Origin of the sequence: Vibrio gallaecicus (genome assembly GCF_024347495.1) — a bacterium.
Lineage (GTDB): Bacteria > Pseudomonadota > Gammaproteobacteria > Enterobacterales > Vibrionaceae > Vibrio > Vibrio gallaecicus.
On the sequence record NZ_AP025490.1, the window covers coordinates 175,042 to 200,327 of the forward strand.

Genomic DNA, 25,286 nt, shown 5'->3' on the forward strand with positions numbered 1-25,286 from the left:
AATAAAAATGCGAATTGATGAAAATTAGGTCAGAAAAATGGAGGCGAAGAGTAGCATATTTCGATCCTTGAGAACAATCATCTTGATCGTTATTTGCTTTCAAAAGATCTTCCTCATGATCGTAAAGCGTAAAACCGTTGTGCAATAAAATGTAATTTCACTATTTTAATGTGATCTAGATATAAAGGCGTTGAACTTTTAAACGAAAACCTTACAATCCGCGCAAACGATTAAATGCTGTATATATCTAATGAAATGGATTAGATGTTTCTACTACCAAGCCTATCTTGGTGACTACAGTTTTTAGTGTAGAAGTACGTCTATTTCACACAGCATTTCAATCTTCAAATTTATTAATTAATTGCAAAGGTTTCGCTGTGAGTACTGAATCAACCCTCAAAGCCCAGAAGTCTTCTGGTTCGCTTGATGCACTGTTTAAAATCTCAGAAAGAAAAACCAATATCAGCACTGAGCTGTATGCGGGTTTTATTACTTTTTTGGCGATGAGCTACATTCTTGCGGTTAACCCTGCAATTCTGGGAGGGATTCCTGGAATGGATAAAGGCGCGGTATTTACTGCTACTGCTTTGTCTGCTGCTATCGCAACTTTGATTATGGGTATTTGGGGTAACTACCCAGTAATGCTTGCGCCAGGCATGAGTATGAATGGTTTTTTCAAGGGAATGTTACTCAGCGGCTCTGTGGCTTTATTGTGGAATGAAGCGCTTTTTGGGATTTTCTTGTCTGGTCTTTTGTACTTGGCTTTTTCGATGACCAATATTCGTAAGTCGATGATTGAGTCGATTCCCGAAGACTTGAAGTTGGCGATTACCGTTTCCCTCGGTTTGTTCATTGCGTTTTTAGGTTTAAAAAACGCCGGTATTATCGTTTCAAACCCGTTTGTTTTAGTGGGTTTAGGCGACATCTCAGATCCAACGGTCATTATCGCTTACATCAGTATTTTTATTGCTTTGGGCTGCATGGTTCGTGACATTAAATTAGCGACTTTTATCTCTTTCATTTCTGCAATCGTTTTGACCATTCTTGCTGACGTTTTCATGGGTACATCTAACGCTCCTATTCCTGAGCAATTCGTGTCTATGCCGCCAAGTATGTCGGGTACGTTTGGGGCAATTTTTGATTTCTCTCACTTCACTGCAGAGAAAATTTTTGATTTGCTGTTTGTCGTGATGATTTTCTTGATTGTCGATTTCTTTGATGGGTTAAGCACGATTGTTGGTGTGGGTCGTGACGCCGGTATTATTGATAAAGATGGCAAAGTGCCTAACGCTAAATCAGCCCTTGTAGCAGATGCTGGTGGTACTGTGATTGGTTCTGTTTTAGGTACTACTTCAATTACTGCGTTCTCTGAATCTGGTATTGCTTCTTCTCAAGGTGCAAAAACAGGTCTAGCGGCGGTTGTAGTGGCTGGTTTGTTCTTAGTGTCATTGTTTTTATACCCACTGTTTTCCATCTTCTCGGCGGCGATGGTTGCGCCAGCGATGGTAGTGGTAGGTATCTACATGGTCGGTCGCTTAGGTCAGATTAATTGGGAAAAGAAAGAGTCACGTATTGCGGCATTCTTTACCATTATGTTTACTGTTCTGAGCTTCTCTCCTGCGAATGGTATGGCTATGGGCTTTATCAGCTATTCATTCACAATGATTGTTGCAGGCAAAGGTAAAGAAGTTCACCCATTAATTTATGCACTTTCGGTAATTTTCTTGGCATATTTAGTGCTGCTTTAATTTACATACTTCGCAAGTATAAAAAAATGGCTTTACGTTATGTAAAGCCATTTTTGTTTTTACGGTTTTTAGCTCGTGTTAATTAAACGTGCTCTTATTGAAAGGTATAGGTATACACACTAAATCCAGTGTTATCACCGACATTACCCGTTTCTGATGTGAATGCCACAGAAGGGACCTCACCAGCAAATGTTTCGCCGCTTGGAGAAGATAAGAACTTCACGGCTGTGCCTGATGTTAATCCCGTTAATGAGAAGTTCTCAGCATTGTCAAAACGGTGTAGCGGCACTTCTTCTGCACTTTCAGAAGCGATACCTTTTAGGTATTGATCAACTAACTCTCGGTTTGAGAATGCGCCATCTTCATGAACAACTTCAGCTTGATCTACGCCAGGAATCCAATTGTTTGAAGCTCGGTAGTTATTGGTTACGACATAAAGAACTTGCGAGTCTTCAAGGACCACACCGTTGTAAGTAATGTCACTGATACGGCGGTAATCACCATTTGGATTAAGTTGTGGCTTATCGTCAGCGTCGTTGATTAACTCACCATTAGCATTTATGTAGTAACGAGGTGGGGTGCCGACATCAATTGTGTAATTTAAGCTGTTCGAATTGCCATCTGCTTTCCAACCGCCATAGAACACATCTAAATTGTAGCTGCGGAACATTTGGTGCAGAAGGTAATCACCACCAGAACTAACCGTTTGGTATTGTTGTGATGCAATAGTCTCTAGCCATTCTTTAACATCAGCTGCGGTCAATTTAAGAATTGCTGGCGTGTTGTTATCAAATACATAAAGGTCAGCAACGCTGGCGTTGGTTAATTCGCTACCATCAATGTTGGTATAATCTTCAGCGCCACCACGACCACCTTTGAAAGGTGCAGATACTGACAATAAGATAGCGCCATCTTCCATCTGAACAGTGCCATCTTGAGTCACCGTCATACCCCAGTTGTATTGGGCTTCATTGACGATTTGTACAGATAGATCAGGTTCGATTGCTGAGAAGAAACTATTAATCTTTTGGTCAATTTTTAGGATAGGGGTTTGCATGTAGTCGATGGTACCTTGGTGGTCATCTGCCACTGCATCAACCACATCTTGGGCCATGATTTCTGTGTCTTCATATAAGCCACGCAATTCAGCGGTACTTTGATCATAATTGACGCTCCAAGTCCCACCAGAGTTAGTCGACTCCAATTTCAGGTCAATAATACCGACATTATTTCCCCAGTAGCCTGGCATGACTGCCGGTTTATTAAAGATCTTACCATTTTCGGCATCAACACCTTCCATGCCATCGTATGTGTCTGTTGTGGTTGGGAAGTTGTTGTGGTCATGACCAAACATAATGGCATCAATACCATCAATATTGGCAAGCCCCCATGTTGCATTATCGATAAATGGTACATCAGCATCACTACCAGAAAGGCCTGAATGTGGAATCGCGACGATGATGTCAGCGCCTTCAGCCTTCATTTTACTAACATAGAATTCGGCGGTGGTTTTAATGTCAGAGACAACGACCTGACACTCTAAATTGGTTTTATCCCAGCTCATGATGTTTGGTGGTGTGAATCCAATGACACCGACCTTCACCGGGTGCATCTTGCCATCACTGCCTTCAAAGTTACGTTCTAGAATGAGATAAGGAGTAAAAGCATTTTCAGCTTGAGATAGGAATTCTTCATCGATACGAGGCTCACATGATTGGCTCGAAAAATCGCTGCTTGAAAGTAGAGTGTCGTCATATTTGAATACATTCGACACAACATAAGGGAAGTCTGCCCCTTGAATCGCCGCTTTCAAATAATCCAAACCGTAGTTAAATTCATGGTTACCAATATTAGCCGCATCATAATTGAGTAAATTCATGGCTTTATAAACGGAGTGAAGGTTTGACTGCAAGTTGTCTTCACCTAAGCTCGCCATATAGTCAGCCATTGGGCTGCCTTGAATAAGGTCACCATTATCAAACAACATGCTATTTTTAGCTTCTTCACGAACAGCGCGGATAACCGGAGCAGTACGAGCAAATCCATAGCTTTGTTTGTCACTGTCACTGAAATAGTTATACGGCATCATGTTACCGTGCAAGTCGGTTGTTTCCATCAAGCGTAAGTCGATGCTGACAAAATCATCATCTGAATCACTACAGCCCACTAGTGCCATTGCTATCGCTGCCGAGAGTAGTATTTTCCCCGAATTTTTCATGTTTACCTCAAATTTAAATATGGTTTAAATGCGGTTTATGTTGGAGGGGAATTGTTACAGAAACATGGGATCTTTATTACAATATGAATCACGGTTTAATGTGTAAGTAATTGTTTTGTTGATTGTTTTATTGTTATTGATAAGGCAATCGTATACGTATGTTTAATCTGAGGTTTTTACTGAGGGGCTTGTCACATGGCTTTTTTATCAAAGCATTGGTAAGTTAAATGAATCATTTTTTATTACATCGAGTGAATATGCAAAAGGGCGTGATAAACTGATTTCTTTAGCTCATAAATTATGAATAGTGATTATGCCTTCTCATCTTCCCCCTTCGTTTAGTAAACCATTTCTCAAAATTTTCCATATGCTTGAAGCGGTATTGCTGGTTGCAATTACGCTAGCAACTTTGGTTGCGATGGTAGATGAATTTGTACATGTTTTTGTAGAAAAGAGAGTCCAGCTTACCGATATATTGCTGATGTTCATTTACCTTGAAGTATTAGCGATGGTCCAGCAATTTGTGATGAACGGTAAGATCCCTGTTCGCTACCCTATTTATATTGCAATGATGGCGATAGCTAGGTACATCACATTAGGCATGAAAGAGTTGGATGCGGTGCTAGTAGTTTGGCTTTCTGTCGCAGCCTTTATCTTAGCGGCAGCAACCTTATTAATTCGAGTCGGTCATCATTATTGGCCATATGTTGATAGAAAAACCAAGCAGCCTGATGAATAACTCCACAAAATCAAAAGAAATATTTATATATTAATGCAACAGGTCAAATACCAACCAAGTGGCAGTGTGAATGGTTTTATAATTCGAGTATATTCACGACCAAAAATTTAATTATAAAAAATAAGTGGTTGTGCTATGAAATTAAAACTTGTCAGTGGCTTGGTGAGCATGGTTATGCTTTCAGGCTGTACGTCAATGATGCAAAAAGATGATTTTGAGAGCTTTAACAATAAGCTCAATACCGGTGATTATAATGGAGCTGCTGAAGTGGCTCTTGATCATGCAGGTTATGATGAAGAGTCTGGTGAAACCGATGATCTTCTATGGACGCTTCAAGCTGGCGCCACATTAAACTATGTAGGGCAGTATGACTTATCCACTAAGTTATTAGATTCTACAGAAAATATGATGAAGAGCGAAGATACTGAAAGCACAGTGGTAGAAGGCGCTGAGCTGGTTGGCTCTATGCTGGGTAATGATGCGATGCTTGCTTATGAACAAGCTCATTACGATGGCGTAATGTCTAACACCATTAAAGCTTGGAACTTCATTTCCCAAAATGATTACCAAAACGCTCGCGTTGAATTAAACCGTGCTGAAGAGCGCCAACGCCGCGCAGCTCAGCACTTCGCTGATGTGATTAAAGAACGCCGAGCTGAAATCAAAGAAGAGGCGGGCGAATCTGGTGCGCTTGTTAAGCAATCTATGGAATCTGAAGAAACTAAAAAGATTCTAGCAGATGCTGGTATCGAGCAAGGTCAGTGGAAACCTTATGAAGGCTATGTAAACCCTTTTACTACTTATTCTTACGGTCTAAACCTTCTTCTTACTGGTAAGAGCAAATCTGATTTCCAGAAGGCAGCTGATTCTTTCAAGCGTGTTTACTCACTAACCGATTCAAAAGCGGCGAAAGCCGATTATGAGCTTGCTCGTTCGATGGCTCGTTCAAATAACCAAGACAAACTTGCTAATAAAGTTTGGGTTATCTTTGAAAATGGTCAATCGACAGTACGTGAAGAAAAGCGAATCGACCTCCCTGTCTTCATCCTTTCTGACAATGTTTCATACACTGGTATTGCCATTCCACGTCTAAAAGAACGCGGTAAAGCGCTAAATAACATCACTATCGAAGGCAACGACACTGAAACTATCGCAGATATGGATAAGATCATTGGTGCTGAATTCGACCAAGATTTCCCATACATCCTTGCTCGTGAAATTACTCGTGTAACGTTGAAAACTATCGCTCAAAAACAAGTGAAAGACGAAAACGCATTGCTGGGTGATGCATTTGCAATTGTGCAAATGTTAACAACGGGTGCTGATATTCGTTCATTCTCGGCATTACCAAGCGAGTATCAAGCAACACGTATCGATGCAAAAAATAACACAGTTGAAATTAAAGCAGGGGCATTCACGATTCCTGTTGAACTTGATGCAGATTCAAGCAAACACATCATTTATGTAAAAGCGATTTCTCCGGTAATTGAGCCGACAATCAAAGTAGTTAATATCTAAGGACATATCATGAAAAAATTGGCACTTGCAGCCGCAGTTGCAGCTCTAACACTTACTGGTTGTGCGACAAAAACAGCGTATATCGATGCATCAGACACTCAAACAAATGTAGTTGCAGCTCTGTCTTACGCTGACTTCTCAAAAGCAGCGAATGAAATGGCGGAAGAGATCGTCGCAAGTAAATTAATGACGCACCCTCAAGCTGATGAAGGCGGTCGTTACATCGTTTACGTAAATGATATCGAAAACGATACGATGCAGCGTTTAGACACTGACCAACTAACAAAAGGTCTGCGCGTTAACTTACTTCAATCAGGTAAGTTTTTAGTAACGACTGCATTTGGTGAAGACGATGCAACTAAGAAGATGCGTGAGCTAAAAGATTCAAAAATGGTTAAGCAGTCGACAGTGAAGGGTGATGACCAAGTGTTTGCACCAGACTTCAGCCTGTCAGGCAAAATCCTACAACGTAATACATCGTTAGATAATGACGACACACGTATCGAATACTACTTCCAGCTATCAATGACTAATGTAGAAAATGGTCTGGCATATTGGGAAGGCGAACGCGTTGTCGGCAAAGTTGCTGATGGCTCTAGCGTAAGCTGGTAGTAGAGTGATTGATTAGTAAAACATAAAAAATGGATAGCTTCGGCTATCCATTATTATTAAGAAAGTTAGGTGACCTATGAAATTTAATAAACTTCTATTAGCGATGATGCTGACAGGCGCAAGCGCTCCAGCTGTTTTAGCCGAAGAATCGGTTGATACGACAGCCGCAGAAGAATTAGTGGATACAACAACAACGGCAGAAGTACCGGCAGAAGTCTTAGGCGAGCAATCGGATAAAGATGTTGTTCAAGTAGAAGAAGACGTTGATACCCTAGATGTTGTTGAAGGTAAGCTCGATCGCTATATCACTAAAGTGAAAAGTAGCTTAGAAAAATCAGGCAAAGCCCATAAAGTCTTTGTATATTCAGGTACGGCTGAATTGAGTGTTAGTAGTAGCGATCCTCGTTGGTCGAAGTATCGAGAAAGGGCTTTAGAAAAAGCAGTTTTAGATGCTCGAATCTCTTATTTATCGACGTTAAATACGAGCCCTGCGAACAATGTTATTTATTCTATGAATAGTATGAGTGGTCTACCGATCCCAACGGTTGATGACTTTAAAACTGATTCACAAATGGAAGGCTTCCTCGATAAAGTTATCGCTGTTATCGATGGCAAGCTCGACAGTGAATTAAAAGAAATGGGCATTGACCCTAAGCAGTTTAATGCTGCTCCACCTGCAATTAAGCGTGACTTATACAAAGAATCTGTAGTTGAGCAAACTGTCCGTACTTCTTATGGTGACCTGTCAGGCATGGTAGTGGTTAAGCAGTACGAAGAAATCACGGAATCTGGCCACGGAACCATTGGTGTAGTAATGATTTTGTCTGCGACTAAACGTGACGAAATTAAAGCGATGATCGAATCGCATGGTGAAGTTGCTCCTCAACCTGAGAAAGCGAATACTCAATTTTCATCATTACAACAGATGTTTTCATCTAAGAAAGACTCTTTATACCTAAAAGCAGGAACCGACGTTTTGTACGATTCGGAAGGTTACCCTCTTATTGTTGCTTATGGCCAGTCGGGAGTGACTTACTCTAAGTCTTCGACTAAGAAAAAAATTGAGCGCAAAGTAGCGAAAGAGTTTGCGACTAATAATGCATGGGCAAATTTGACTCGTGCGTACAATCTTAACGGTGATCTAAAAAGCTCTACGTCAGTTGAAGCACAAGAAAGTGAAAGTGAGAAATTTGAACTGATTATCGACTCTGTTCGTTCTACTTCTTCAGGCTTAACGCAGTCAATGTATGAAAGCATGGAAAAACGTGCCTCAATGCAGTCCTCAATGCGAAATATGACAGGTGTGAGTGTTGAATATGACTGGCGTCGTAAGCACCCAGTAACGGGTCATGAAATGGTCGGTTCTGTACTGGTATGGCATCCAAAGAAAGTGACGAATGCGAAGAACTTAGCCAGTGGTAAGAGCGAAGCGCAGCTAGATCAAGCAGTACAAGAAGAGGTGGTGGGTTCTCGACATTCTGCTGAATCTGAAGATACGTTTGATGCGGCGGATTTCTAAATGATAAAAAAGCTTTTATTAATTAGTGCATTTCTATTCGGTGCATCTTCTGTGCAGGCTGCGAGTTACGAAAAAGTAGTGACTACAGGGCAAGGCGAAACGTTAGATCAAGCGATTGATGTCGGGTTACGTCGAGCTGTAGAACAAGTGTCTGGCGTTTCCATTGATAGCTCTCGAATTTCGACTACGACTTATTCTTCAAATGGAGATAAAAGCGAAGCGAAAGAGGCGATGATTGATGGTATTCATACGACCGCAAAAGGAAACGTTAAGTACCGAATCTTAAATGAACAGTGCTTAAATGACTTCTGTAATGTGAAGCTTGAAGTTAGCGTGAAAGTTGACCCAAGAGATAAGATAAAAGACCTTAACTCTAACCGTCGTACTATTGCTGTAGGGCAATTTTCAGGACCTAAAGGCTCGACTATCGGTAAAAAAGTACAAGAATTTCTTGTTCAAGACCGTAAGTTTAAAGTCTTAAGTAACCAGAAAGATCCAGCGCTTCAATACGTTGTTACGGGCAAGGTACTGACGGCTAAGACGCATAAGCGTGTTGTGGATAATTCTCGCACAGTTGAATTAACAGGTGAGAACATCAAAGATGTGAAGACTTACTACAGTTCTAAAGTGTTAGTTGAGTTTCGCATTGTGGATGTCGTCAATAACCAAGTTAAATGGTCAGCGACGATCCCAACCACTTCAAGCCGAAATAACTTAAGCTTACTTGTCGATATTGCTTCGAAGAAAGTCTTTACCCAATTGAAAGACAATATCTACCCTTTAGTTTTGCTTGTTGGTGATAATGGTTCAATGGTGCTTAACTCGGGTGGTTCAACGGTTAAGAAAGGTCAGTACTACGATGTATTTAGTCTAGGTGAAAAGTTTGTTGATCCTGTGACTAAAGAAAGCCTTGGTCGTGATGAAGTCAAAGTGGGAACAGTAAAAGTGACGAAGGTTTTACCTAAACTAGCGTACGTTACTGTAGTGAAAGGGGATGCCAGTGCGATTAAAACGAAGAGTATAGCGAGAAAGTCTACTTATGCTCCTCGACCAAAAAAATCAGCAGCAAAACCTAAAGCAGCACCCGTTAAGAAAAAAGATGACACGCCATCTGCAGGCGGAATCATTCTTTAACGCTAAGTTAATTAGATCTATGCTTACTGGAGCTCGATTAATTAGAGCTGGATAATTAGCTCGAACTTTGTTTAGTTCTTGAATAGCTTGCATAAAAAAGCCTTTGAAATTCAGAGGCTTTTTATTTAATTGGAATAAATGAGTTAGTGATTACTCAATATTCTGGATCTGTTCACGCATCTGTTCGATAAGTACTTTCAGTTCAACACCTGATGCTGTGATATCAGTGCTGATAGACTTAGATGCTAGCGTGTTAGATTCACGGTTGAACTCTTGCATCATGAAATCAAGTTTACGGCCACATGCGCCGCCTTTCTTAAGCACTGCATTCGCTTCTTTTACGTGAGAGTCTAAGCGATCAAGCTCTTCCGCAACATCTGACTTTTGAGCCAATAAGATAAGCTCTTGTTCTACGCGAGAACCTTCAAGTTCTACTTTAGCTTCTTCAAACTTATTGATCAGACGTTCACGTTGCCATTCTAGAATTTCAGGCATACGAGCACGTACTTTCACGACTTCTTCAGTAATTGCTTCTAAACGTTGCTCAATCAGAACTTTCATGTTGTCGCCTTCACGACCACGAGCATCAATAAACTCACCAATTGCATCGTTAAATGCATTCAATAAATCTTTGTTAATCGCATCCATGTTTTGCTCTGGTGTTTCCATTACGCCAGGCCAGTTCATGATTTGGAATGGGTTTAGGCGGCTTTCTTCACCAGTCATCGACATCACTTGGTTAGCGGCATTGATTACTTGCTGAGCCAAACCTTCATTAATGCTTAGTTCACCTTTCGCCGCAGGGTTTGCTTCAAAACGTAGATTACATTCTACTTTTCCGCGCGCTAGGCGTTTACGGAAACGCTCACGTAAAATTGGCTCTAAACCACGGAATTGTTCTGGCATACGGAAGTAAGTTTCTAGGTAACGCTGGTTCACACTACGGATTTCCCATACTGCGCTGCCCCAATCGCCTTTCACTTCTTTACGTGCGTAAGCCGTCATACTATAAATCATCGAATTTTCCTGTCTTTTATCATTCTGAAAATAACGCGCGGCAATAGTAGCACATAAACTAGTGAGGAAAACGAAGGTGAGGCTGTTGATGCCTACTCGCCACAGAGGTTCTTTTCCTATATAATCCTGCCCCAATAAAATCCGTCTCACCCCCATTCTTTACATAGATAACAAGGTAGATGCTAATGCGTCCAAATGACCGCGCTGTAGATCAAATTCGTCCAATTAAAATTACTCGTAACTACACAGCTTATGCTGAAGGTTCTGTATTAGTAGAGTTTGGTAATACCAAAGTTTTATGTAATGCCTCTGTGGAAGAAAATGTTCCTCGCTGGCTGAAAGGCCAAGGTAAAGGCTGGGTAACGGCTGAATACGGCATGCTGCCACGTGCAACGCACACTCGTAACCGTCGTGAAGCGGCGAGCGGTAAGCAAGGCGGTCGTACTATGGAAATCCAACGCTTGATCGCTCGTAGCCTACGCGCTGTTGTCGATTTAAAAGCGATGGGGGAAATAATGATCACTGTTGATTGTGATGTTATCCAAGCGGATGGCGGCACTCGTACTGCTTCTATTTCTGGTGCAAGCGTTGCTTTAGCGGATGCGATTCAAAGCTTAATCGAAAAAGGTAAGCTTAAGAAAAACCCAATGAAAGGCCATGTTGCGGCTGTTTCAGTAGGCATTGTTAAGCAAGAGGCTTTGTGTGATTTAGAGTATGTAGAAGATTCAGCAGCAGATACCGACATGAACGTTGTAATGACGGAAGACGGTAAGATGATTGAGATTCAAGGCACCGCAGAAGGCGAACCGTTTAGCCACGAAGAGCTGATGCAGCTTTTAGCCCTGGCAAATAAGGGTATTGCCGATATCGTCGTCGCTCAGAAAGCCGCGTTGGCCGACTAATCATTTTTAATAGCTCCTTTCATAAGGGGCTATTTTTTTGTCTGTAAAACCCGAAAGGGTAATGCAGAGCGTAAGTTAAGTTTTATTGAATAACCGTAGAGGAAGAACATGAAAGCATATCAACGTGAATTTATTGAATTTGCACTAGAAAAAGAAGTACTTAAGTTTGGTGAGTTTACTTTAAAGTCTGGCCGTAAGAGCCCTTACTTCTTCAATGCTGGATTGTTTAATACAGGTCGTGATTTAGCGCGTCTAGGTCGTTTCTACGCGGCAGCATTGGCTGATTCAGGTATTGAATTCGATGTACTGTTTGGTCCTGCATACAAAGGCATCCCAATTGCGACAACGACTGCTGTTGCTTTGGCTGATCACCACGATGTAGACACGCCTTACTGCTTTAACCGTAAAGAAGCGAAAAACCACGGTGAAGGTGGCAACCTAGTCGGTAGCGAGCTTAAAGGCCGTATCATGCTGGTGGATGACGTTATTACAGCCGGTACTGCAATTCGTGAGTCTATGGAAATTATCCAAGCTAACGGTGCTGATTTGGCTGGTGTTCTTGTTGCGATTGACCGCCAAGAGAAAGGTAAAGGTGAGCTGTCTGCAATTCAGGAAGTTGAACGTGACTTTGGCTGCGCTATCATTTCAATTGTTAGTCTGACTGACCTTGTTACCTTCCTTGAAGAGAAAGGTACAGATGCAGCTAACCTTGAAGCGGTTAAAGCGTATCGTGCTGAATATGGTATTTAGTTCTTAATCATGCTCAAAGCAATGGGCAATAAGTAAGACAGTTCTCGTTGTAGTAGGATGCTTTATATAGAAAAGGGCTGATAGTTATCTATCAGCCCTTTTGATTTTCGGAATTTTTGATTTATGAGTAGTTTAATGCCTGAAAGCCATTAAGCTCTTACTTGTAGAGCGTATCTTTTGGTTGGCTTGGATCTTCCATCGTTTTATAACGCTTGTGTATCCACATCCATTGTTCTGGAGCTCTTAAAATCGTCTTTTCTAAGTAGCGATTCATGTAAGCCGCTGCGGCTTTTTCATCTTTTTGTGGGTAGTTACCTTCAATGGACTCTTCTGCGATAAGCTCATACTTCCCTTCAGAGTTTCTAAATCCAGAACCCGGTATCAGCGCGCACTTACTCACGTAAGCTAGAATACTGGTACCTGTGGTGGTACAGGCATTAGGCACGGCAAAAAATGGAACAAAGACAGATTTATTACGACCGTAGTCATGGTCGGGCAGATAGAAAAGCACCTCGTTTTTACGTAGGATCTTAATCATCCGCTTCACATCTTTACGATGGACCAGTCGGTTGCCATTCTGAGTACGTCCACGATATTGGATAAATTCATAAGCAGGGTTATTGTGCGGGCGATAAACCCCAAGCCCAGGAATACCTAAGACAGCAAACCCACGAGCTGTAATTTCCAAGTTGAGTGCATGCACACAGCAAAGTAGTGTGCCTTTTCCTTTTGCACAATTATCTCGTAGGGCTTGTGTGTTTTTGTCGACTAGAATGCGTTTTAAGCGCCATGTTGGCCAGAACCAAGCGATTCCAGTTTCTATTAATGCAAGCCCAGTGTTCTTAAAGTTTTCAGCAACGAGTGTGCTAACTTCTTCCTCAGGTTTATCAGGAAAGGCCAGTTCTAGATTTCGAGCCGTGATTGCGACTCTTTTCTTTCCGAATTTAGCCCCAAGGCTGCCGAGCTTTTGCCCTATGAAGAGTAGAACAGGGTAGGGCAGCATATTGACGACCAAAGCCAGCAAACCGAAACCAAGCCAAACGCCCCAATTTTTTGGGTGTAGAAGAGACAAGGTAAAAGTGGGCTTGGTAATAACGTACTGTCCGGCTGTTTTATTCGTCATAAGTCTCACTATTTTTATTTGATTTGAGCACTCAACAGTGCCCAGTATTCTTCAAAGTTTGCAGTTGGCGGGTATTTGAAATCTGAACGTACAAAGCGGTTTAAGCTGCCTTCCACTTGACCTAACAGTTGTGTTGCAAGAATTTTTTCATCAACAGGGAATGCCTTGCCTTCACGGATCTTTCTCTCTCGAAGTATTTGCCTTAGCTGAGTTTCAATACGTTCGAATAATTGGTTAATGCGCTCGCGCAGTCTTTCATTTTCAAACATAAGCGCATGCCCAGAAAGAATTCGAGTTAAGCCAGGGTTACGCTCAGAGAAGACAAGAATGAGTTGTAGAACAAGTCTAATGCGTTCTAACGTGTCCTTTTCTTCATCAAGAATTCGATTAATACGAGACATTAATGCCTCTTCAATGAATTCGATTAACCCTTCAAACATGCGAGCTTTACTTGGGAAGTGTCGATAGAGAGCAGCTTCTGATACACCAACTTGTTTAGCCAGCTTAGCCGTTGTAATGCGAGAAGCGCCTTCTGCTGATTCGAGCATATGTGCTAGAGCTTGAAGGATTTCCTCACGACGGTTTGATTTTCGAGTACCAGCCATCTATTTACTTCCTTTGCTAGATATGAGGTTTGAGAGTGGGGATTATAAACATCAATCGATTCCGCTTCTACTTACTAGGAACAGAATCGAGTGATGTGTAGCCGTAAAGACCTAAAGGGACGAGAGTTTTTGAATTTGTTCTAAAATTTGAAAGCCTAACGCTTGTTTACTGTCTAATGGTAAGGACTTTTCTCCCGCTTCCCATTTGTCAGTATCTTTCCAATATAAATACAGAGCATTATCACTACTGTTAAAACCTTGCCCTTCAACAGACACATCATTAGCGCAAATCATGTCTAGATTTTTCTTTTGTAACTTCCCACGAGCGTAATGCTCAACGTCTTGGGTTTCAGCCGCAAAGCCAACGGTGAAAGGGCGGTTTTCTGTCATTGCCGCAATGGTTGCTACGATATCTGGGTTCTTCACCATGTGGATGCTCATGTCATTATTTGCATCCGTTTTCTTGATTTTTTGCTTAGCAATCACATCGGGGCGGTAATCTGCAACAGCAGCACAGCTGATGAAAATATCGTGTGAGTTTGCATTACTGGTTGTAGCATCAAACATGTCTTGCGCGCTTTCAACATCAATTCGCTGAACGCCATTGGGTGCGCTTAAAGCAACAGGGCCGCTAACTAAAGTCACTTGTGCACCTAATTTGGCTGCGGCATCAGCAATGGCATAGCCCATTTTTCCTGAACTATGGTTCGTAATATAGCGTACTGGATCGATGGCTTCACGAGTCGGACCTGCTGTGATTAAGACAGAACGCCCGGCTAGTAGTTTTGGCTGGAAAAAGCTTTCACATAAACCAACCAGTTGCATTGGCTCAAGCATACGACCCATGCCCACATCACCACATGCCTGTTCGCCTGCTGCTGGTCCCCAAATCAGGCACCCACGGCGAGATAAAGTCTGAATATTTTCTTGCGTTGCTGGGTGACTGTACATTTGCTGATTCATTGCAGGTGATACGGCAATCGGCGCATCACTGGCAAGTACTAATGTGGTTAATAAATCATTGCCCATACCTGCAGCCATGCGCGCAATTAAATCCGCGGTGGCAGGCGCGAGAAGAACGAGATCAGCCCACTTGGCTAACTCGATATGCCCCATTGATGCTTCAGCAGCAGGATCAAGTAAGCTGTCTGATACTGGTCTGCCAGAAACGGCTTGCATGGTTAATGGGGTAATAAACTCTTTCGCTGCGTGAGTCATGACGACTTGCACTTGAGCGCCGCGTTCAATAAGACGACGTGTCAGCTCTGCACATTTGTAAGCTGCGATACCACCACTAATACCGAGCAGTATTTTTTTCCCTGCCAGGCTCTGTTCATTACCCAATTTTTGCATGCTTTTATTCCTTAAATTTTCTGCGACTTACGATATCAGAGTAACGCTTGTGTTCCCAGAGCAATGCTTTGGCTCTCTGTGCATCAATCAACAACCTTTGACGATCATCAAATAGTGTCTAATAAAATAGTCAATTACATCGGCATGTTAGATCGGTGGAATAAAAATGCTGAGTTCAAAGATCTTATTAAAGTGTGTTTGTAGTCTGATTCACATAATAAGACCTTTCTTCTTCATCTTTCATTCCATCTACTGAGTGCATTTATCTATTATGTTATTAAAAAGTCTGCCCAAAGAGTCGATGCCCAGAGAAAAGTTACTTGCACGAGGACCTGAATCTTTAAGTGATGCTGAACTTCTCGCGATTTTTTTAAGGACGGGTACTCAAGGGATGAATGTTCTTGAGCTCGCGGACCAACTGATTAATGATTTTGGATCATTGAGGAAGCTGTTCTCAGCGAGTGAAGAAGAGTTCTGTTTTCATAAAGGGATGGGGCAAGCCAAATATGTGCAATTGCAGGCTGTTTTAGAAATGACTCAGCGGTATCTGGCAGAAACCTTAACTCGAGGAGATGCTCTTACGAGTCCTAGCCACACAAAGTTGTATTTATCGAGTGTTTTACGTGATCGACAGCGAGAAGCCTTCTATATTCTATTTTTAGATAATCAAAACCGAGTAATAAAAGACGAAGTTTTATTTGAAGGGACGATTGATGCTGCATCGGTTTATCCAAGAGAAGTAGTCAAACGCGCTTTATATCATAATGCGGCGTCTTTAATTTTAGCGCATAACCATCCTTCAGGCGTTGCAGAGCCTAGCAATGCAGACCGAAGAATTACCCGTAGATTAAGTGATGCTTTAGGGTTGGTAGACATACAAATCCTTGACCATTTTGTTGTTGGAGATGGTGAAGTTGTGTCTTTTGCAGAAAGAGGGTGGATTTGAATCACATTATGGCTTGTTAGTTGATAGAAATCTGCTATCATCCCGACCACATTTTAGAACCTTAAATCAGCTCTGATTACTCAAATAGCTGCTCTGTTCAAAAAAAGATCACGAAATCCTTAAAAAGGATCTGTTCGGGTCTTGAGCAATGCATGTCAAGTTAGTATAATACGCGACCTTTGATAGCCTTGAATGGATTTTCCATTATGGTTTTTACCTCTATTTTCAGAATTGATAGAGAGGTTCGGCCACCAAGGTTGATATCGAGCTGAAACGATTTGGAGAGACATTCATGTCCCGAGTATGTCAAGTAACTGGTAAGCGTCCAGTAACGGGTAACAACCGTTCACACGCACGCAATGCTACCAAGCGTCGTTTTCTGCCGAACCTACAAACTCACCGTTTCTGGGTAGAGAGCGAAAAACGTTTTGTTAAACTACGTCTAACTGCTAAAGGCATGCGTATTATTGATAAGAAAGGCATCGATGCTGTTCTTGTTGATATCCGTGCACGTGGCGAAAACGTTTAAGAGGAATTAAGCAATGGCTAAAGGCATTCGTGAGAAAATCCGTCTAGTATCTTCTGCTGGAACTGGTCACTTCTACACAACTGACAAGAACAAGCGTAACATGCCAGGTAAATTTGAGATCAAAAAGTTTGATCCAGTAGTTCGCCAGCACGTTATGTACAAAGAAGCTAAAATCAAGTAATTGATAGCTCCTTTGCCTCTTCTTTTAGTAGAAGAGTAAAATTAAAAACCCAGCTTTTGGCTGGGTTTTTTTATATCTAAAATTCGAGATCTAAGTGAAGTTTCGGGTTTCAGCCAAGTTAGCGATATGTGTCAATCAAGGATATAATCGATAGAGCACAAAATTTGGACATAGAGAATGAACAATGAGATACCGCGGACGTAAATGGAACAACATCTTAATGTTATGTGTGGTTGCATTTATCGGTGTGCTTAACCTGCCTGCCATCATTAAAACCTATCTTATTGAACCGGAAGAGAGCGCTTACCCTTACCTGCTTAGTCCGTCACTTGACCTTCAATCTATGCACTTTCCTTCATTCTCCATCGAACAAAGCAATGATCAGTGGCAAGTTAGACCAAGCTCTGTTCGTTTACCTATTGGTGCAAATGAGTTAATCAGTCGCTGGAAAAGTGTCGTAGGGACGGAAATTGATGAGGAAACGTATCAGACTTTGGGAGAGAAGTTAGGTCAGCCTCAAACTGTAGAAGTGTGGTACCAAGATCAAGAAGAGCCTCATAGAATCACTTATTACCAATTACCGGACTTTTGGTTATTGAAGAATTGGCAGGGTAAGTGGATCGCCATTTCAGTTGCGGAAGAATATTTATCTCCCACTCCCCTTAAAAGTTAACTACCTAGAAGCGCTTTAAGTACCAATTTTACGTTTACGACATTTATAAAGGATTTTTATGCCTGAGTTACCAGAAGTCGAAGTCAGCCGAATGGGGATTAGCCCTCACTTAGTCGGGCAAATGATTCAGTCATTGACTTTCCGCACTCCTAAATTACGTTGGGATATACCAGCTGAGCTAAAACGCCTTGAAGGTGAAACCATTCAATCTATTTCCCGCAGAGCAAAATATCTGCTGATTGAAACCAATGCTGGTACTGCTATTGTGCATTTGGGTATGTCTGGATCACTTCGAGTACTTGATGCTGACTTCCCAGCGGCAAAGCATGATCATGTGGATCTCAAATTAACGAATGGAAAAATTTTACGTTATAACGATCCTCGTCGTTTCGGAGCTTGGTTATGGTGCGCTCCTGGTGAAAGTCATAAGGTACTTGAGGGCTCTGGACCTGAACCGTTAACTGATGACTTTAATGCTCAATATATTGCTGAAAAAGCAAAGAAACGGACACTGGCACTAAAACAGTTCATCATGGATAACAAAGTAGTAGTAGGGGTTGGCAATATTTACGCTAACGAAGCTTTGTTTACTTCTCGAATTCATCCTCTGCGCCCTGCAAATAAAGTGAGTCTCACCGAGTGGCAAGCATTAACGGAAAATATAAAGTCTGTACTGGCGACTGCTATTGAACAAGGTGGGACGACTTTAAAAGATTTTGCACAGGCGGACGGCAAGCCCGGGTATTTTGCTCAAGAGCTACAAGTGTATGGTAAAGCGGGAAAAGAATGCCCTAATTGCCAATCTCGGATAGAAGAGCAGAAAATCGGGCAACGAAATACCTTCTTTTGTGGTGAGTGCCAAAAGTAGAGAGGCATAGATTGTAATAAGCTTCAGCCAGCATAAGCCTCGATTAAAACAAACGACCGCCTGATGATTCGTGAATACTATTCCACATCAGAAAAATAACTATAATTTTTAAGTACCAGCAGATGATTTTTTCGCATAACTATCGCTCTTTGAGCCGCATTACCTTAATACACATCCTTAGTGGTGTTTTACTTTTATTTCTTGCCCGCGCTTTGTTCTTTATACAAGCTGTCGAAGTATCTCAGCTAACTGGGCTGAGTTCCGATGTATGGCGTGCTTTTTTTGTTGGTGCGCGTTTTGACTTAAAAATTGTTGCGATTGCCTTTGCTCCAATCTTCTTGTTTGGTCTATTTACTGCTTCTTTTTCAAAAATATTCAGTCGATTTATTCGTGTTATTCCCGCCTATAGCGGAGTGATTTTTTTCTTACTCGCGGGTGTCTCGATTGCCAACTATTACTATTACGTCACTTACGGCAGCTATTTTGATGTGTTTGTTTTTGGCTTAGTAGACGATGATACTAAAGCGGTACTCAGCAACGCATGGGCGGATTTTCCTATATTACGCTCATTCTTTACGGCTCTCTGTATTGCCATATCTGCTTATATATCATCTCGATATCTATTAAAAATATCTTCCAAATGGCAGTTCAGTTCTCGCCATTGGGCAATCACAATTGTGTCTGTCATTGTTGCTATTGCTGTATATGTGGTCGCGGCTCGGGGCTCTGTCGGGTCACTTCCATTAAAGCGTTACCATGCTAACGTTTCTCAATATAAGGTTCTAAATATTGTTACGCCAAATGCTTTTATGGCATTGGACTGGGCAAAAAGTGATTATAAAAAACAGTCGAAGTTTGAGCCTATCTCTGATGAAGCGGTTGAAGCTCAGATGGTGAAAGTACTCGGTCAACCAACCCCAGTTTACCAAACACCTAAGAATGATTACTTAGCTGATAACCCCCCTCATGTTGTGATGGCTTTAATGGAAGGCATGGGCAATAACATCTTGATTGAAGATGATAAAGAGACCAATGATCTTTTGGGTTCGTTAAGAGAAGGGTTTGAGAGTGACTTTGTTTTTAAACGCTTTATGGCTGGCACTTCCGCTACGATAGATAGCATTGTGATGATGTTATTTCATAGTGATATTCCAACCATTAGTCATTCTAGTGCGCAGAAAAAAGTCTTACCAAGCTCTGCGGTATTGCCTTATAAAGAAGCTGGGTACGACGTCGTATTTATTTATGGCGGAAACAGTATGTGGCGGAATTTATCGAACTACTTGCCTCGCCAAGGTTTTGATAAGGTTTACGATGAAAATAGTATTAAAAAAGCTTTTCCTGATGCTGAAGAGGATGCCGATACTTGGGGTGTACCTGATGAATATACGTTCAAATTTGCACGTAAGTTGCTGGATGAATCGAATAAGCCGCTGATGGTCTACATTATGACAGTGACCAACCACTCTCCATTCAGAGCGCCGGATTATTACCAAGCGCAACCAGTCAAAGTAAGTGAAAGACTGAATACTTTATTGGGTCCTATGCAAGATCAAGGTGAAGACTTACTCAAAGTGTACCAATACTCAAGCGACTCTTTGGGGGCTTTTGTTAAGGGGATCAAAGCGTCTGTTCTTGGAGATAAAACGGTTATTGCGGCATCAGGCGATCACCGTATGCGTTATCTAACAACCGACAGTAAAGATGAGTTTGGTTTAACTTTTGGTGTTCCACTTTATATGTATGTACCAGATAGCATTTTAAAAAATACTGAATACTCATTTGATCGTACAAGAATTGGTTCACACCGTGATATTTTCCCAACGTTGTACAGTTTCAGTTTATCGGATCAGAGTTATATCTCATTGGGTGGAGAAAATTTATTGTCTGCGAAAGGTATTAGTAATATTGGGTACAATAATTCAAGGACGATAAAAGAGTCTGGTGCGTACAGTAATGCAAACCCTGAACAGTTGTATTCATGGAATGAGCATAGCGAGCTGTTGTCTAATCCTCAGTCTGAATTAAATGAAGAACCAGAATGGGGAAGTGAATATAGAAAGCTTCAAAACTATTACTTACGTTCGCAAATTATTAAGCAGTAATTTTTGAGATTGGTTATTTAACTGGTGTAGGTTATGAGAGTTTCAGAAGGAAATGAAACTCTCATGTGAAGCCGTTAAACGCTTTTTTTACCGTGTAATGCGTCGGCAATAATTTCAGGAACAAAAGGAGTAACGTCTCCACCGTGTATAGCCACTTCTCTAACAATCGTTGAAGAAATAAATGCGTACTCTTCAGCTGGGGTTAAAAATACGCTTTCGAGAGAGGGCATTAAGCGTTTATACATATTGGTTAGACCAAACTCATATTCGAAATCAACAGTAGTTCGCAGCCCACGAATCAGTATATTTGCATTAACCTGCTTAGCGAAATCAACCATGAGACCACTAAAGCCTTGTGCTGATACATTGTCTAAATGCTGAGTCACTTCTTTGCAAAAGTTCACACGCTCTTCAAGTGTAAACATGGTTTGTTTGCTTGGACTAGCAGCAACAGCAATAATCACTTCATCAAACATTTTTGAAGCACGTTCAATTAAATCTAAATGCCCGTTAGTTAATGGATCAAAAGTGCCAGGGTAGACGACGCGAGAAATGATTTTATTAGACACAGTGTTTTCTCAAAAAGTTAGTTTCCACCATGCTATCAAAAGCACTCTTATTTAACTATTTAAGTAGGTATGATAGTGAGAGAAAAGTAGACAGCGAATACTGAAATGAAAAAAATATTAGTGATCAGAAACGATAAAATTGGCGATTTCATGTTGGCTTGGCCAAGCTTTGCCATGCTCAAGCAATCTATGCCTGATTGTCATATTACAGCTTTAGTTCCCAATTACACGGTGCAGCTTGCGAAGCTATGTCCTTGGATTGACGAGGTGATTGTTGATTGCACAGCGAAAGCGGATAAATCGAAACAAAAGCAGTTGATTGCCGATATTAAAGCCGGTCAATTTGATGCGTCTATTAACCTATTCTCAACGACGTATAACGCTTTACTAGTTTGGAAAGCAGGAATTAAATATCGCCTTGCTCCTGCGACTAAGATTGCTCAAATTTTTTATAATCACAGAATTAAGCAAAAGCGATCTCAATCTGTTAAACCAGAATATCAATACAATTTAGATTTGATACGTGCATTCTTGAAAGATCACAATTGCACCGTTGTTGAACCTGGTACGCCATATTTAACATTCGATGAGAAAGACTTGCTTGAGCAAAAGCAGAAGCTAGTCGCTAATCTTGGTCTCTCTCATAAAAAACCATGGGTCTTTGTACATGCAGGCACTGGTGGTTCTGCTAATAATTTATCTTTAGATCAATACTCTGACCTTCTAGTTGGTATGAATACAGGCTATGAGTTGGTTGTGACGGCAGGACCGGGTGAAGAAGAAAAAGCGGTTCAATTGTTGGAGCTGGTTGAAAAGAAAGGTGGCTCTGGAGTAGTTTATGCAAAAAACGATGGGCTAGTCGATTTTACTCGTTCAATTGCTTGCGCTGATCTGTTTATGGCTGGGTCGACAGGTCCTTTACATATTGCTGCTACTCTTGATGTACCAACGGTTGGCTTCTTCCCGAGCAAGCGGTCTTCAACACCACTTCGTTGGTTGCCACTGAATTCAGAAGGTCGCCATTTAGCGTTTTGTCCACCGAAAGGCGGCGGTGCTGAACAGGAAGCGGATATGAGCCGTATCAATGTAGATACGACTCTAGAGACACTTAATCCTTGGGCTTCTCAGTACTTGTCCTAATCCAAAGGTCAGCGTATTTCACAAGTGTGGAATGCGCTGATAATACAGATAACAAGAACCCTTGCTTACCATCTAAAAAGCCCGCTTTAACGATATACATCTTCACAAAGCACGCGAGGGCATGAACCATACCTTCTAAAATGCTGCTTTTTTTACCGCGCTTCTCTCTCTGTTCAGCCCATGCTTTAGCGTAACCTGCAGACTTAACCAAATAGTGGTGTAAGTCGTTATAGGTATAATGGATGGCATCACCCGATAACTCTTTTACTTGCATGTCTGAAGTGGTTTCCACTTTCTCATGGACTAGCGAGCCGTCATATTGAGTAAGCTTCGTTGGATATAAGCGAACAACGCGATCTGGGTACCAACCACAATGGCGGATATATCGGCCAAACACCCAGCTTAATCGACAAATATTATAGAGGGTATTTGGTTCATTCTTAGCAACGGCGGCTTGGATGCTGCTTTGTAATTCAGGCGTGATACGTTCATCGGCATCAAGCCAAAGAACAAAATCTGACTCAACATATTGTTGTGCGATTCGTCTTTGTGGACCAAACCCAGGCCAATCAATATTGGTATGGAATTTTTCAGTATATTGACGAGCAACAGCTTCGGTTTCATCTGTGCTGCCAGAATCAAGAACTACAATTTCATCTACCCAATCAGCCACGGTTTTTAAACATGCATCAAGGTTTTGAGCCTCATTTTTAACAATGAGTGCGACAGCGAGAGTGGGCTTTGAATTAGTTTGCATTAAGCTGTTTACCTTGTGTAATGGAATTAAATGATTGGACTACGGCATCAAATGAAATATCTGCCATAACATGTTCACCTTTGACTCGAGTGCTCCATGATAACTGTGAAACAGGCTTTCCATGCTGCTCTTCTGCATGTTGCTCATATACGCTCACAACATGCTGCAAGTTATTATAAGGACCAGTACGTTTGGGGTTGCTATGAGCATATAGTCCAATAACTGGCGTACCTTGTGTGGTTGCTAAATGTGCAGGACCAGAGTCAGGAGCAAGAACAACGTCTGCTCGATGCAAAATCGCTGTTAGTTGTTTTAAATTAGTTTTGCCAACGAGGTTGATTGCGGTATGAGTCATTTGCTTTTGAATCTCTTCCGCTAATACTTTCTCTCGTTCTGCTGGCGACCCGCAAATGATCACTTGGTAGCCATGTTCAATGACATAATCTGCAAATTGGGCATAGCGTTCAGTTATCCAGTTCCGCTCATCTTTGCTGGCGGCAGGGCTGACTACTAATGTGGGTTTGTTGGCAATGGTTTGTTCTGCAAAGGCATAATCATTTTGCGAAATAGGCATTGACCACGTAGGGGGTGACTTTGGTACGCCTAAATACTCAATAAAAGCATAAAAACTATCAAGTACATGCTGAGATTGTGTGTCGGTTATTTTTTTATTGGTAAATAACCATTGTGCTTCTTTGGCTCGTTTAAAATTAAAACCAACTTTATATTGAGCTTTAATACCTAGCGTAAGAAGGCTTGCCCTTAAGGCTAACTGCATGTGGATTAAAGCATCAAAGTTTTGACCTTTAAGTTGCGCCCAAACTGATTTCATTCCCTGAAAACCAGATTTTTTATCGAAGACGATTAATTCAACATTTTCTAAGCCATCTAAGAGCTGAGCTTCTACTTTTCCTATGATCCATGTAATTTTAGTTTCTGGCCAATGGCGTTGTACGGCTTGTATTGCCGAAACGGCATGACAGACATCACCAATTGCAGATAAGCGCAAAAAGCAGAGAGATTTAGGCGCTTTAGAAAAGAGAGGCATAGTTGAAGCTCTTAAAATTAATTCGCTAAGATTATGCAGACAGTCTCGATAAATGTAAAATGGCACTCATTATGTTCTAGAGCCCCCAACTTAAGATTATCGACTATGTCATCAGGAAAACCAGGTAACACCGGAATAAAACGAGTTATTAAAGCAACAGGTTACTCTATTCAAGGTTTGAAGGCTGCGTTTAAGCATGAAGCCGCTATTCGCCAAGAGTTGTGTTTACTTGTTATTGCGATTGGTTTGCTGTGCTGGCTTGATGTCACCGTAGTTGAACGAATCATTATGCTTGGTGTTGTGGTCTTAGTATTGATTGTTGAATTGATCAATTCGGCGATTGAAGCGGTAGTTGATCGTGTAGGGGTTGAGCATCATGAATTAAGTGGGCGCGCAAAAGATATCGGTTCTGCTGCAGTATTGGTGGCTCTCACTTTTGCGGGCTTTTCGTGGGCGTATATCTTACTAAGCTATTATTGGTAATGACTGAGTAATGAAGCAAATAATCAAAAAAGACCAAGCGATTTGGTTTGATGAAGCGTTAGTCAAAGAGCCAATAGAGCGCGTGTTTGATGCCGAATATTGGCATCAAGAAGGTAAAGTTATTGGCAGTGCACAAGGTCGGGGAACGACTTGGTTCATACAAACTGAATTAATCGCAGCCGCTTTAAGACATTACCGTCGCGGTGGGTTATTTGGCAAAATCGTAAAAGATAATTACTGGTTCACTGGGTGGGAGAGGACTCGCAGCCATCAAGAGTTTATGTTGCTTAAACGCTTGGATGAAGCCGGTGTTAATGTGCCAAAACCCCTTGCTGCTCGTGCGCTTAAAACAGGTGTATTTTACCGTGCAGACTTGCTCAGTGAAAAAATAGCTAATGCTCAAGACCTTGTTGCGGTACTGGAAAAAAACAGCCTTTCATCGGATGTTTATCGAACTATCGGGGCGCAAGTTGCTCAAATGCATGCAGCTCAAGTCAATCACACTGATCTGAATATCCATAACATTCTATTAGATTCCGCGTGCAAGGTTTGGATTATCGATTTTGATAAATGCAGCCAGCAAACCGGGGATGAATGGAAAACCAAAAACTTATCTCGATTAAAGCGTTCATTTATTAAAGAAGTTGGAAAGCGACAAATTCACTGGCAAGAGTCAGAGTTTGCTCACCTCTTGGCTGGTTACGATGATTTTTTAGCAGCGCAGTCTGCATCAAAAGAAAGTTAGATTT

General features: G+C 41.5%; 25 protein-coding genes and 1 riboswitch. Of the genes, 17 read left to right on the plus strand and 8 right to left on the minus strand.

Features of this window, described 5'->3' with window-relative positions; translation table 11 throughout:
• Positions 1–217: 217 nt before the first annotated feature.
• A riboswitch (purine riboswitch) is annotated at positions 218–317 on the plus strand.
• Between the two features lie 60 nt (positions 318–377).
• Positions 378–1,748, plus strand: coding sequence for an NCS2 family permease (locus tag OCU78_RS00765; protein WP_137373984.1), 1,371 nt, complete (start codon positions 378–380; stop codon positions 1,746–1,748).
• A 94-nt stretch (positions 1,749–1,842) separates the two neighbouring features.
• Here OCU78_RS00765 and OCU78_RS00770 read toward each other — a convergent pair whose 3' ends face one another.
• Positions 1,843–3,966 carry a bifunctional 2',3'-cyclic-nucleotide 2'-phosphodiesterase/3'-nucleotidase gene (locus tag OCU78_RS00770; protein WP_240701753.1) on the minus strand — a complete coding sequence of 708 codons (2,124 nt, stop codon included), beginning with the start codon at positions 3,964–3,966 and terminating at the stop codon, positions 1,843–1,845.
• A 313-nt stretch (positions 3,967–4,279) separates the two neighbouring features.
• On the opposite strand from OCU78_RS00770, the gene OCU78_RS00775 reads away from it, so the two are divergent.
• The 5 genes from OCU78_RS00775 to OCU78_RS00795 all read left to right on the plus strand — a co-directional run bounded on the left by OCU78_RS00775 (position 4,280) and on the right by OCU78_RS00795 (position 9,488).
• The gene (locus OCU78_RS00775; RefSeq protein WP_167494046.1) at positions 4,280–4,705 is read left to right on the plus strand and encodes a phosphate-starvation-inducible protein PsiE; all 426 of its coding nucleotides are present in this window, start codon (positions 4,280–4,282) and stop codon (positions 4,703–4,705) included.
• Between the two features lie 135 nt (positions 4,706–4,840).
• On the plus strand, positions 4,841–6,223 hold the full coding sequence (locus tag OCU78_RS00780) for a COG3014 family protein (RefSeq protein ID WP_137373986.1): 1,383 nt from the start codon (positions 4,841–4,843) through the stop codon (positions 6,221–6,223).
• Positions 6,224–6,232: 9 nt separating this feature from the next.
• Complete coding sequence (gene lpoB / locus OCU78_RS00785; protein WP_137373987.1) at positions 6,233–6,835, plus strand: penicillin-binding protein activator LpoB; 603 nt, start codon at positions 6,233–6,235, stop codon at positions 6,833–6,835.
• 76 nt (positions 6,836–6,911) lie between these two features.
• Positions 6,912–8,354, plus strand: a complete 1,443-nt coding sequence (locus tag OCU78_RS00790; RefSeq protein WP_137373988.1) for a DUF6844 domain-containing protein — start codon at positions 6,912–6,914, stop codon at positions 8,352–8,354.
• Positions 8,355–9,488, plus strand: coding sequence for a hypothetical protein (locus OCU78_RS00795; RefSeq protein ID WP_137373989.1), 1,134 nt, complete (start codon positions 8,355–8,357; stop codon positions 9,486–9,488). It begins immediately after the preceding gene.
• A 150-nt stretch (positions 9,489–9,638) separates the two neighbouring features.
• Here the strand turns inward: OCU78_RS00795 and OCU78_RS00800 are convergent, their stop codons facing one another.
• A complete protein-coding gene (locus OCU78_RS00800) occupies positions 9,639–10,505 on the minus strand; it encodes a YicC/YloC family endoribonuclease (RefSeq protein WP_137373990.1) in 867 nt (288 codons plus the stop codon).
• A gap of 185 nt (positions 10,506–10,690) precedes the next feature.
• Between OCU78_RS00800 and rph the strand changes: the two genes are divergently transcribed.
• Both rph and pyrE read left to right on the plus strand, forming a co-directional pair.
• Positions 10,691–11,407 carry a ribonuclease PH gene (gene rph, locus OCU78_RS00805; RefSeq protein ID WP_137373991.1) on the plus strand — a complete coding sequence of 239 codons (717 nt, stop codon included), beginning with the start codon at positions 10,691–10,693 and terminating at the stop codon, positions 11,405–11,407.
• A gap of 108 nt (positions 11,408–11,515) precedes the next feature.
• Positions 11,516–12,157, plus strand: a complete 642-nt coding sequence (pyrE, locus tag OCU78_RS00810) for an orotate phosphoribosyltransferase (protein ID WP_137373992.1) — start codon at positions 11,516–11,518, stop codon at positions 12,155–12,157.
• A gap of 157 nt (positions 12,158–12,314) precedes the next feature.
• Here the strand turns inward: pyrE and lpxL are convergent, their stop codons facing one another.
• The 3 genes from lpxL to coaBC all read right to left on the minus strand — a co-directional run bounded on the left by lpxL (position 12,315) and on the right by coaBC (position 15,238).
• Positions 12,315–13,280: an LpxL/LpxP family Kdo(2)-lipid IV(A) lauroyl/palmitoleoyl acyltransferase gene (gene lpxL, locus OCU78_RS00815; RefSeq protein WP_137373993.1), complete on the minus strand. Its 966-nt coding sequence runs from the start codon at positions 13,278–13,280 to the stop codon at positions 12,315–12,317.
• A 14-nt stretch (positions 13,281–13,294) separates the two neighbouring features.
• Positions 13,295–13,885 carry a nucleoid occlusion factor SlmA gene (slmA, locus tag OCU78_RS00820; RefSeq protein ID WP_137373994.1) on the minus strand — a complete coding sequence of 197 codons (591 nt, stop codon included), beginning with the start codon at positions 13,883–13,885 and terminating at the stop codon, positions 13,295–13,297.
• 111 nt (positions 13,886–13,996) lie between these two features.
• Positions 13,997–15,238: a bifunctional phosphopantothenoylcysteine decarboxylase/phosphopantothenate--cysteine ligase CoaBC gene (gene coaBC, locus OCU78_RS00825; RefSeq protein ID WP_137373995.1), complete on the minus strand. Its 1,242-nt coding sequence runs from the start codon at positions 15,236–15,238 to the stop codon at positions 13,997–13,999.
• Between the two features lie 271 nt (positions 15,239–15,509).
• Between coaBC and radC the strand changes: the two genes are divergently transcribed.
• The 6 genes from radC to OCU78_RS00855 all read left to right on the plus strand — a co-directional run bounded on the left by radC (position 15,510) and on the right by OCU78_RS00855 (position 20,540).
• Positions 15,510–16,184 (plus strand): RadC family protein, encoded by a 675-nt coding sequence (radC, locus tag OCU78_RS00830; RefSeq protein WP_137373996.1) that lies wholly within the window; start codon positions 15,510–15,512, stop codon positions 16,182–16,184.
• 292 nt (positions 16,185–16,476) lie between these two features.
• A complete protein-coding gene (gene rpmB / locus OCU78_RS00835) occupies positions 16,477–16,713 on the plus strand; it encodes a 50S ribosomal protein L28 (protein ID WP_004728407.1) in 237 nt (78 codons plus the stop codon).
• Positions 16,714–16,726: 13 nt separating this feature from the next.
• Positions 16,727–16,894: a 50S ribosomal protein L33 gene (gene rpmG / locus OCU78_RS00840; RefSeq protein ID WP_002535344.1), complete on the plus strand. Its 168-nt coding sequence runs from the start codon at positions 16,727–16,729 to the stop codon at positions 16,892–16,894.
• Between the two features lie 184 nt (positions 16,895–17,078).
• Positions 17,079–17,567, plus strand: coding sequence for a hypothetical protein (locus OCU78_RS00845; protein ID WP_137373997.1), 489 nt, complete (start codon positions 17,079–17,081; stop codon positions 17,565–17,567).
• Between the two features lie 58 nt (positions 17,568–17,625).
• A complete protein-coding gene (gene mutM, locus OCU78_RS00850) occupies positions 17,626–18,435 on the plus strand; it encodes a bifunctional DNA-formamidopyrimidine glycosylase/DNA-(apurinic or apyrimidinic site) lyase (protein ID WP_137373998.1) in 810 nt (269 codons plus the stop codon).
• Positions 18,436–18,557: 122 nt separating this feature from the next.
• Positions 18,558–20,540 carry an LTA synthase family protein gene (locus OCU78_RS00855; protein WP_137373999.1) on the plus strand — a complete coding sequence of 661 codons (1,983 nt, stop codon included), beginning with the start codon at positions 18,558–18,560 and terminating at the stop codon, positions 20,538–20,540.
• A 74-nt stretch (positions 20,541–20,614) separates the two neighbouring features.
• On the opposite strand, the gene coaD is transcribed toward OCU78_RS00855, so the two are convergent.
• Positions 20,615–21,109, minus strand: a complete 495-nt coding sequence (coaD, locus tag OCU78_RS00860; RefSeq protein WP_137374000.1) for a pantetheine-phosphate adenylyltransferase — start codon at positions 21,107–21,109, stop codon at positions 20,615–20,617.
• A gap of 105 nt (positions 21,110–21,214) precedes the next feature.
• Between coaD and OCU78_RS00865 the strand changes: the two genes are divergently transcribed.
• Positions 21,215–22,249: a glycosyltransferase family 9 protein gene (locus OCU78_RS00865; protein ID WP_137374001.1), complete on the plus strand. Its 1,035-nt coding sequence runs from the start codon at positions 21,215–21,217 to the stop codon at positions 22,247–22,249.
• On the opposite strand, the gene OCU78_RS00870 is transcribed toward OCU78_RS00865, so the two are convergent.
• Together OCU78_RS00870 and OCU78_RS00875 are read right to left on the minus strand one after the other, a co-directional pair.
• Positions 22,218–23,006, minus strand: a complete 789-nt coding sequence (locus OCU78_RS00870; RefSeq protein WP_137374002.1) for a glycosyltransferase family 2 protein — start codon at positions 23,004–23,006, stop codon at positions 22,218–22,220. The two genes, OCU78_RS00865 and OCU78_RS00870, sit on opposite strands and share 32 nt — an antisense overlap.
• A complete protein-coding gene (locus tag OCU78_RS00875) occupies positions 22,996–24,054 on the minus strand; it encodes a glycosyltransferase family 9 protein (protein ID WP_137374003.1) in 1,059 nt (352 codons plus the stop codon). Before OCU78_RS00875 ends, OCU78_RS00870 begins: the two co-directional genes overlap by 11 nt.
• A 105-nt stretch (positions 24,055–24,159) precedes the next feature.
• Here OCU78_RS00875 and OCU78_RS00880 point away from each other — a divergent pair, with 105 nt between their 5' ends.
• Together OCU78_RS00880 and OCU78_RS00885 are read left to right on the plus strand one after the other, a co-directional pair.
• A complete protein-coding gene (locus OCU78_RS00880; RefSeq protein WP_137374004.1) occupies positions 24,160–24,537 on the plus strand; it encodes a diacylglycerol kinase in 378 nt (125 codons plus the stop codon).
• Between the two features lie 10 nt (positions 24,538–24,547).
• Positions 24,548–25,282: a 3-deoxy-D-manno-octulosonic acid kinase gene (locus OCU78_RS00885; RefSeq protein WP_137374005.1), complete on the plus strand. Its 735-nt coding sequence runs from the start codon at positions 24,548–24,550 to the stop codon at positions 25,280–25,282.
• The last annotated feature ends 4 nt before the right edge of the window (positions 25,283–25,286 follow it).

Bases quoted from the DNA above. Each gene is read 5' to 3' on its own strand.
- OCU78_RS00770 (WP_240701753.1), bottom strand. From the start codon at position 3,966: ATGAAAAATTCGGGGAAAATACTACTCTCGGCAGCGATAGCAATGGCA.
- OCU78_RS00775 (WP_167494046.1), top strand. From the start codon at position 4,280: ATGCCTTCTCATCTTCCCCCTTCGTTTAGTAAACCATTTCTCAAAATT.
- OCU78_RS00780 (WP_137373986.1), top strand. From the start codon at position 4,841: ATGAAATTAAAACTTGTCAGTGGCTTGGTGAGCATGGTTATGCTTTCA.
- lpoB (WP_137373987.1), top strand. From the start codon at position 6,233: ATGAAAAAATTGGCACTTGCAGCCGCAGTTGCAGCTCTAACACTTACT.
- OCU78_RS00790 (WP_137373988.1), top strand. From the start codon at position 6,912: ATGAAATTTAATAAACTTCTATTAGCGATGATGCTGACAGGCGCAAGC.
- OCU78_RS00795 (WP_137373989.1), top strand. From the start codon at position 8,355: ATGATAAAAAAGCTTTTATTAATTAGTGCATTTCTATTCGGTGCATCT.
- OCU78_RS00800 (WP_137373990.1), bottom strand. From the start codon at position 10,505: ATGATTTATAGTATGACGGCTTACGCACGTAAAGAAGTGAAAGGCGAT.
- rph (WP_137373991.1), top strand. From the start codon at position 10,691: ATGCGTCCAAATGACCGCGCTGTAGATCAAATTCGTCCAATTAAAATT.
- pyrE (WP_137373992.1), top strand. From the start codon at position 11,516: ATGAAAGCATATCAACGTGAATTTATTGAATTTGCACTAGAAAAAGAA.
- lpxL (WP_137373993.1), bottom strand. From the start codon at position 13,280: ATGACGAATAAAACAGCCGGACAGTACGTTATTACCAAGCCCACTTTT.
- slmA (WP_137373994.1), bottom strand. From the start codon at position 13,885: ATGGCTGGTACTCGAAAATCAAACCGTCGTGAGGAAATCCTTCAAGCT.
- coaBC (WP_137373995.1), bottom strand. From the start codon at position 15,238: ATGCAAAAATTGGGTAATGAACAGAGCCTGGCAGGGAAAAAAATACTG.
- radC (WP_137373996.1), top strand. From the start codon at position 15,510: ATGTTATTAAAAAGTCTGCCCAAAGAGTCGATGCCCAGAGAAAAGTTA.
- rpmB (WP_004728407.1), top strand. From the start codon at position 16,477: ATGTCCCGAGTATGTCAAGTAACTGGTAAGCGTCCAGTAACGGGTAAC.
- rpmG (WP_002535344.1), top strand. From the start codon at position 16,727: ATGGCTAAAGGCATTCGTGAGAAAATCCGTCTAGTATCTTCTGCTGGA.
- OCU78_RS00845 (WP_137373997.1), top strand. From the start codon at position 17,079: ATGAGATACCGCGGACGTAAATGGAACAACATCTTAATGTTATGTGTG.
- mutM (WP_137373998.1), top strand. From the start codon at position 17,626: ATGCCTGAGTTACCAGAAGTCGAAGTCAGCCGAATGGGGATTAGCCCT.
- OCU78_RS00855 (WP_137373999.1), top strand. From the start codon at position 18,558: ATGATTTTTTCGCATAACTATCGCTCTTTGAGCCGCATTACCTTAATA.
- OCU78_RS00865 (WP_137374001.1), top strand. From the start codon at position 21,215: ATGAAAAAAATATTAGTGATCAGAAACGATAAAATTGGCGATTTCATG.
- OCU78_RS00870 (WP_137374002.1), bottom strand. From the start codon at position 23,006: ATGCAAACTAATTCAAAGCCCACTCTCGCTGTCGCACTCATTGTTAAA.
- OCU78_RS00875 (WP_137374003.1), bottom strand. From the start codon at position 24,054: ATGCCTCTCTTTTCTAAAGCGCCTAAATCTCTCTGCTTTTTGCGCTTA.
- OCU78_RS00880 (WP_137374004.1), top strand. From the start codon at position 24,160: ATGTCATCAGGAAAACCAGGTAACACCGGAATAAAACGAGTTATTAAA.
- OCU78_RS00885 (WP_137374005.1), top strand. From the start codon at position 24,548: ATGAAGCAAATAATCAAAAAAGACCAAGCGATTTGGTTTGATGAAGCG.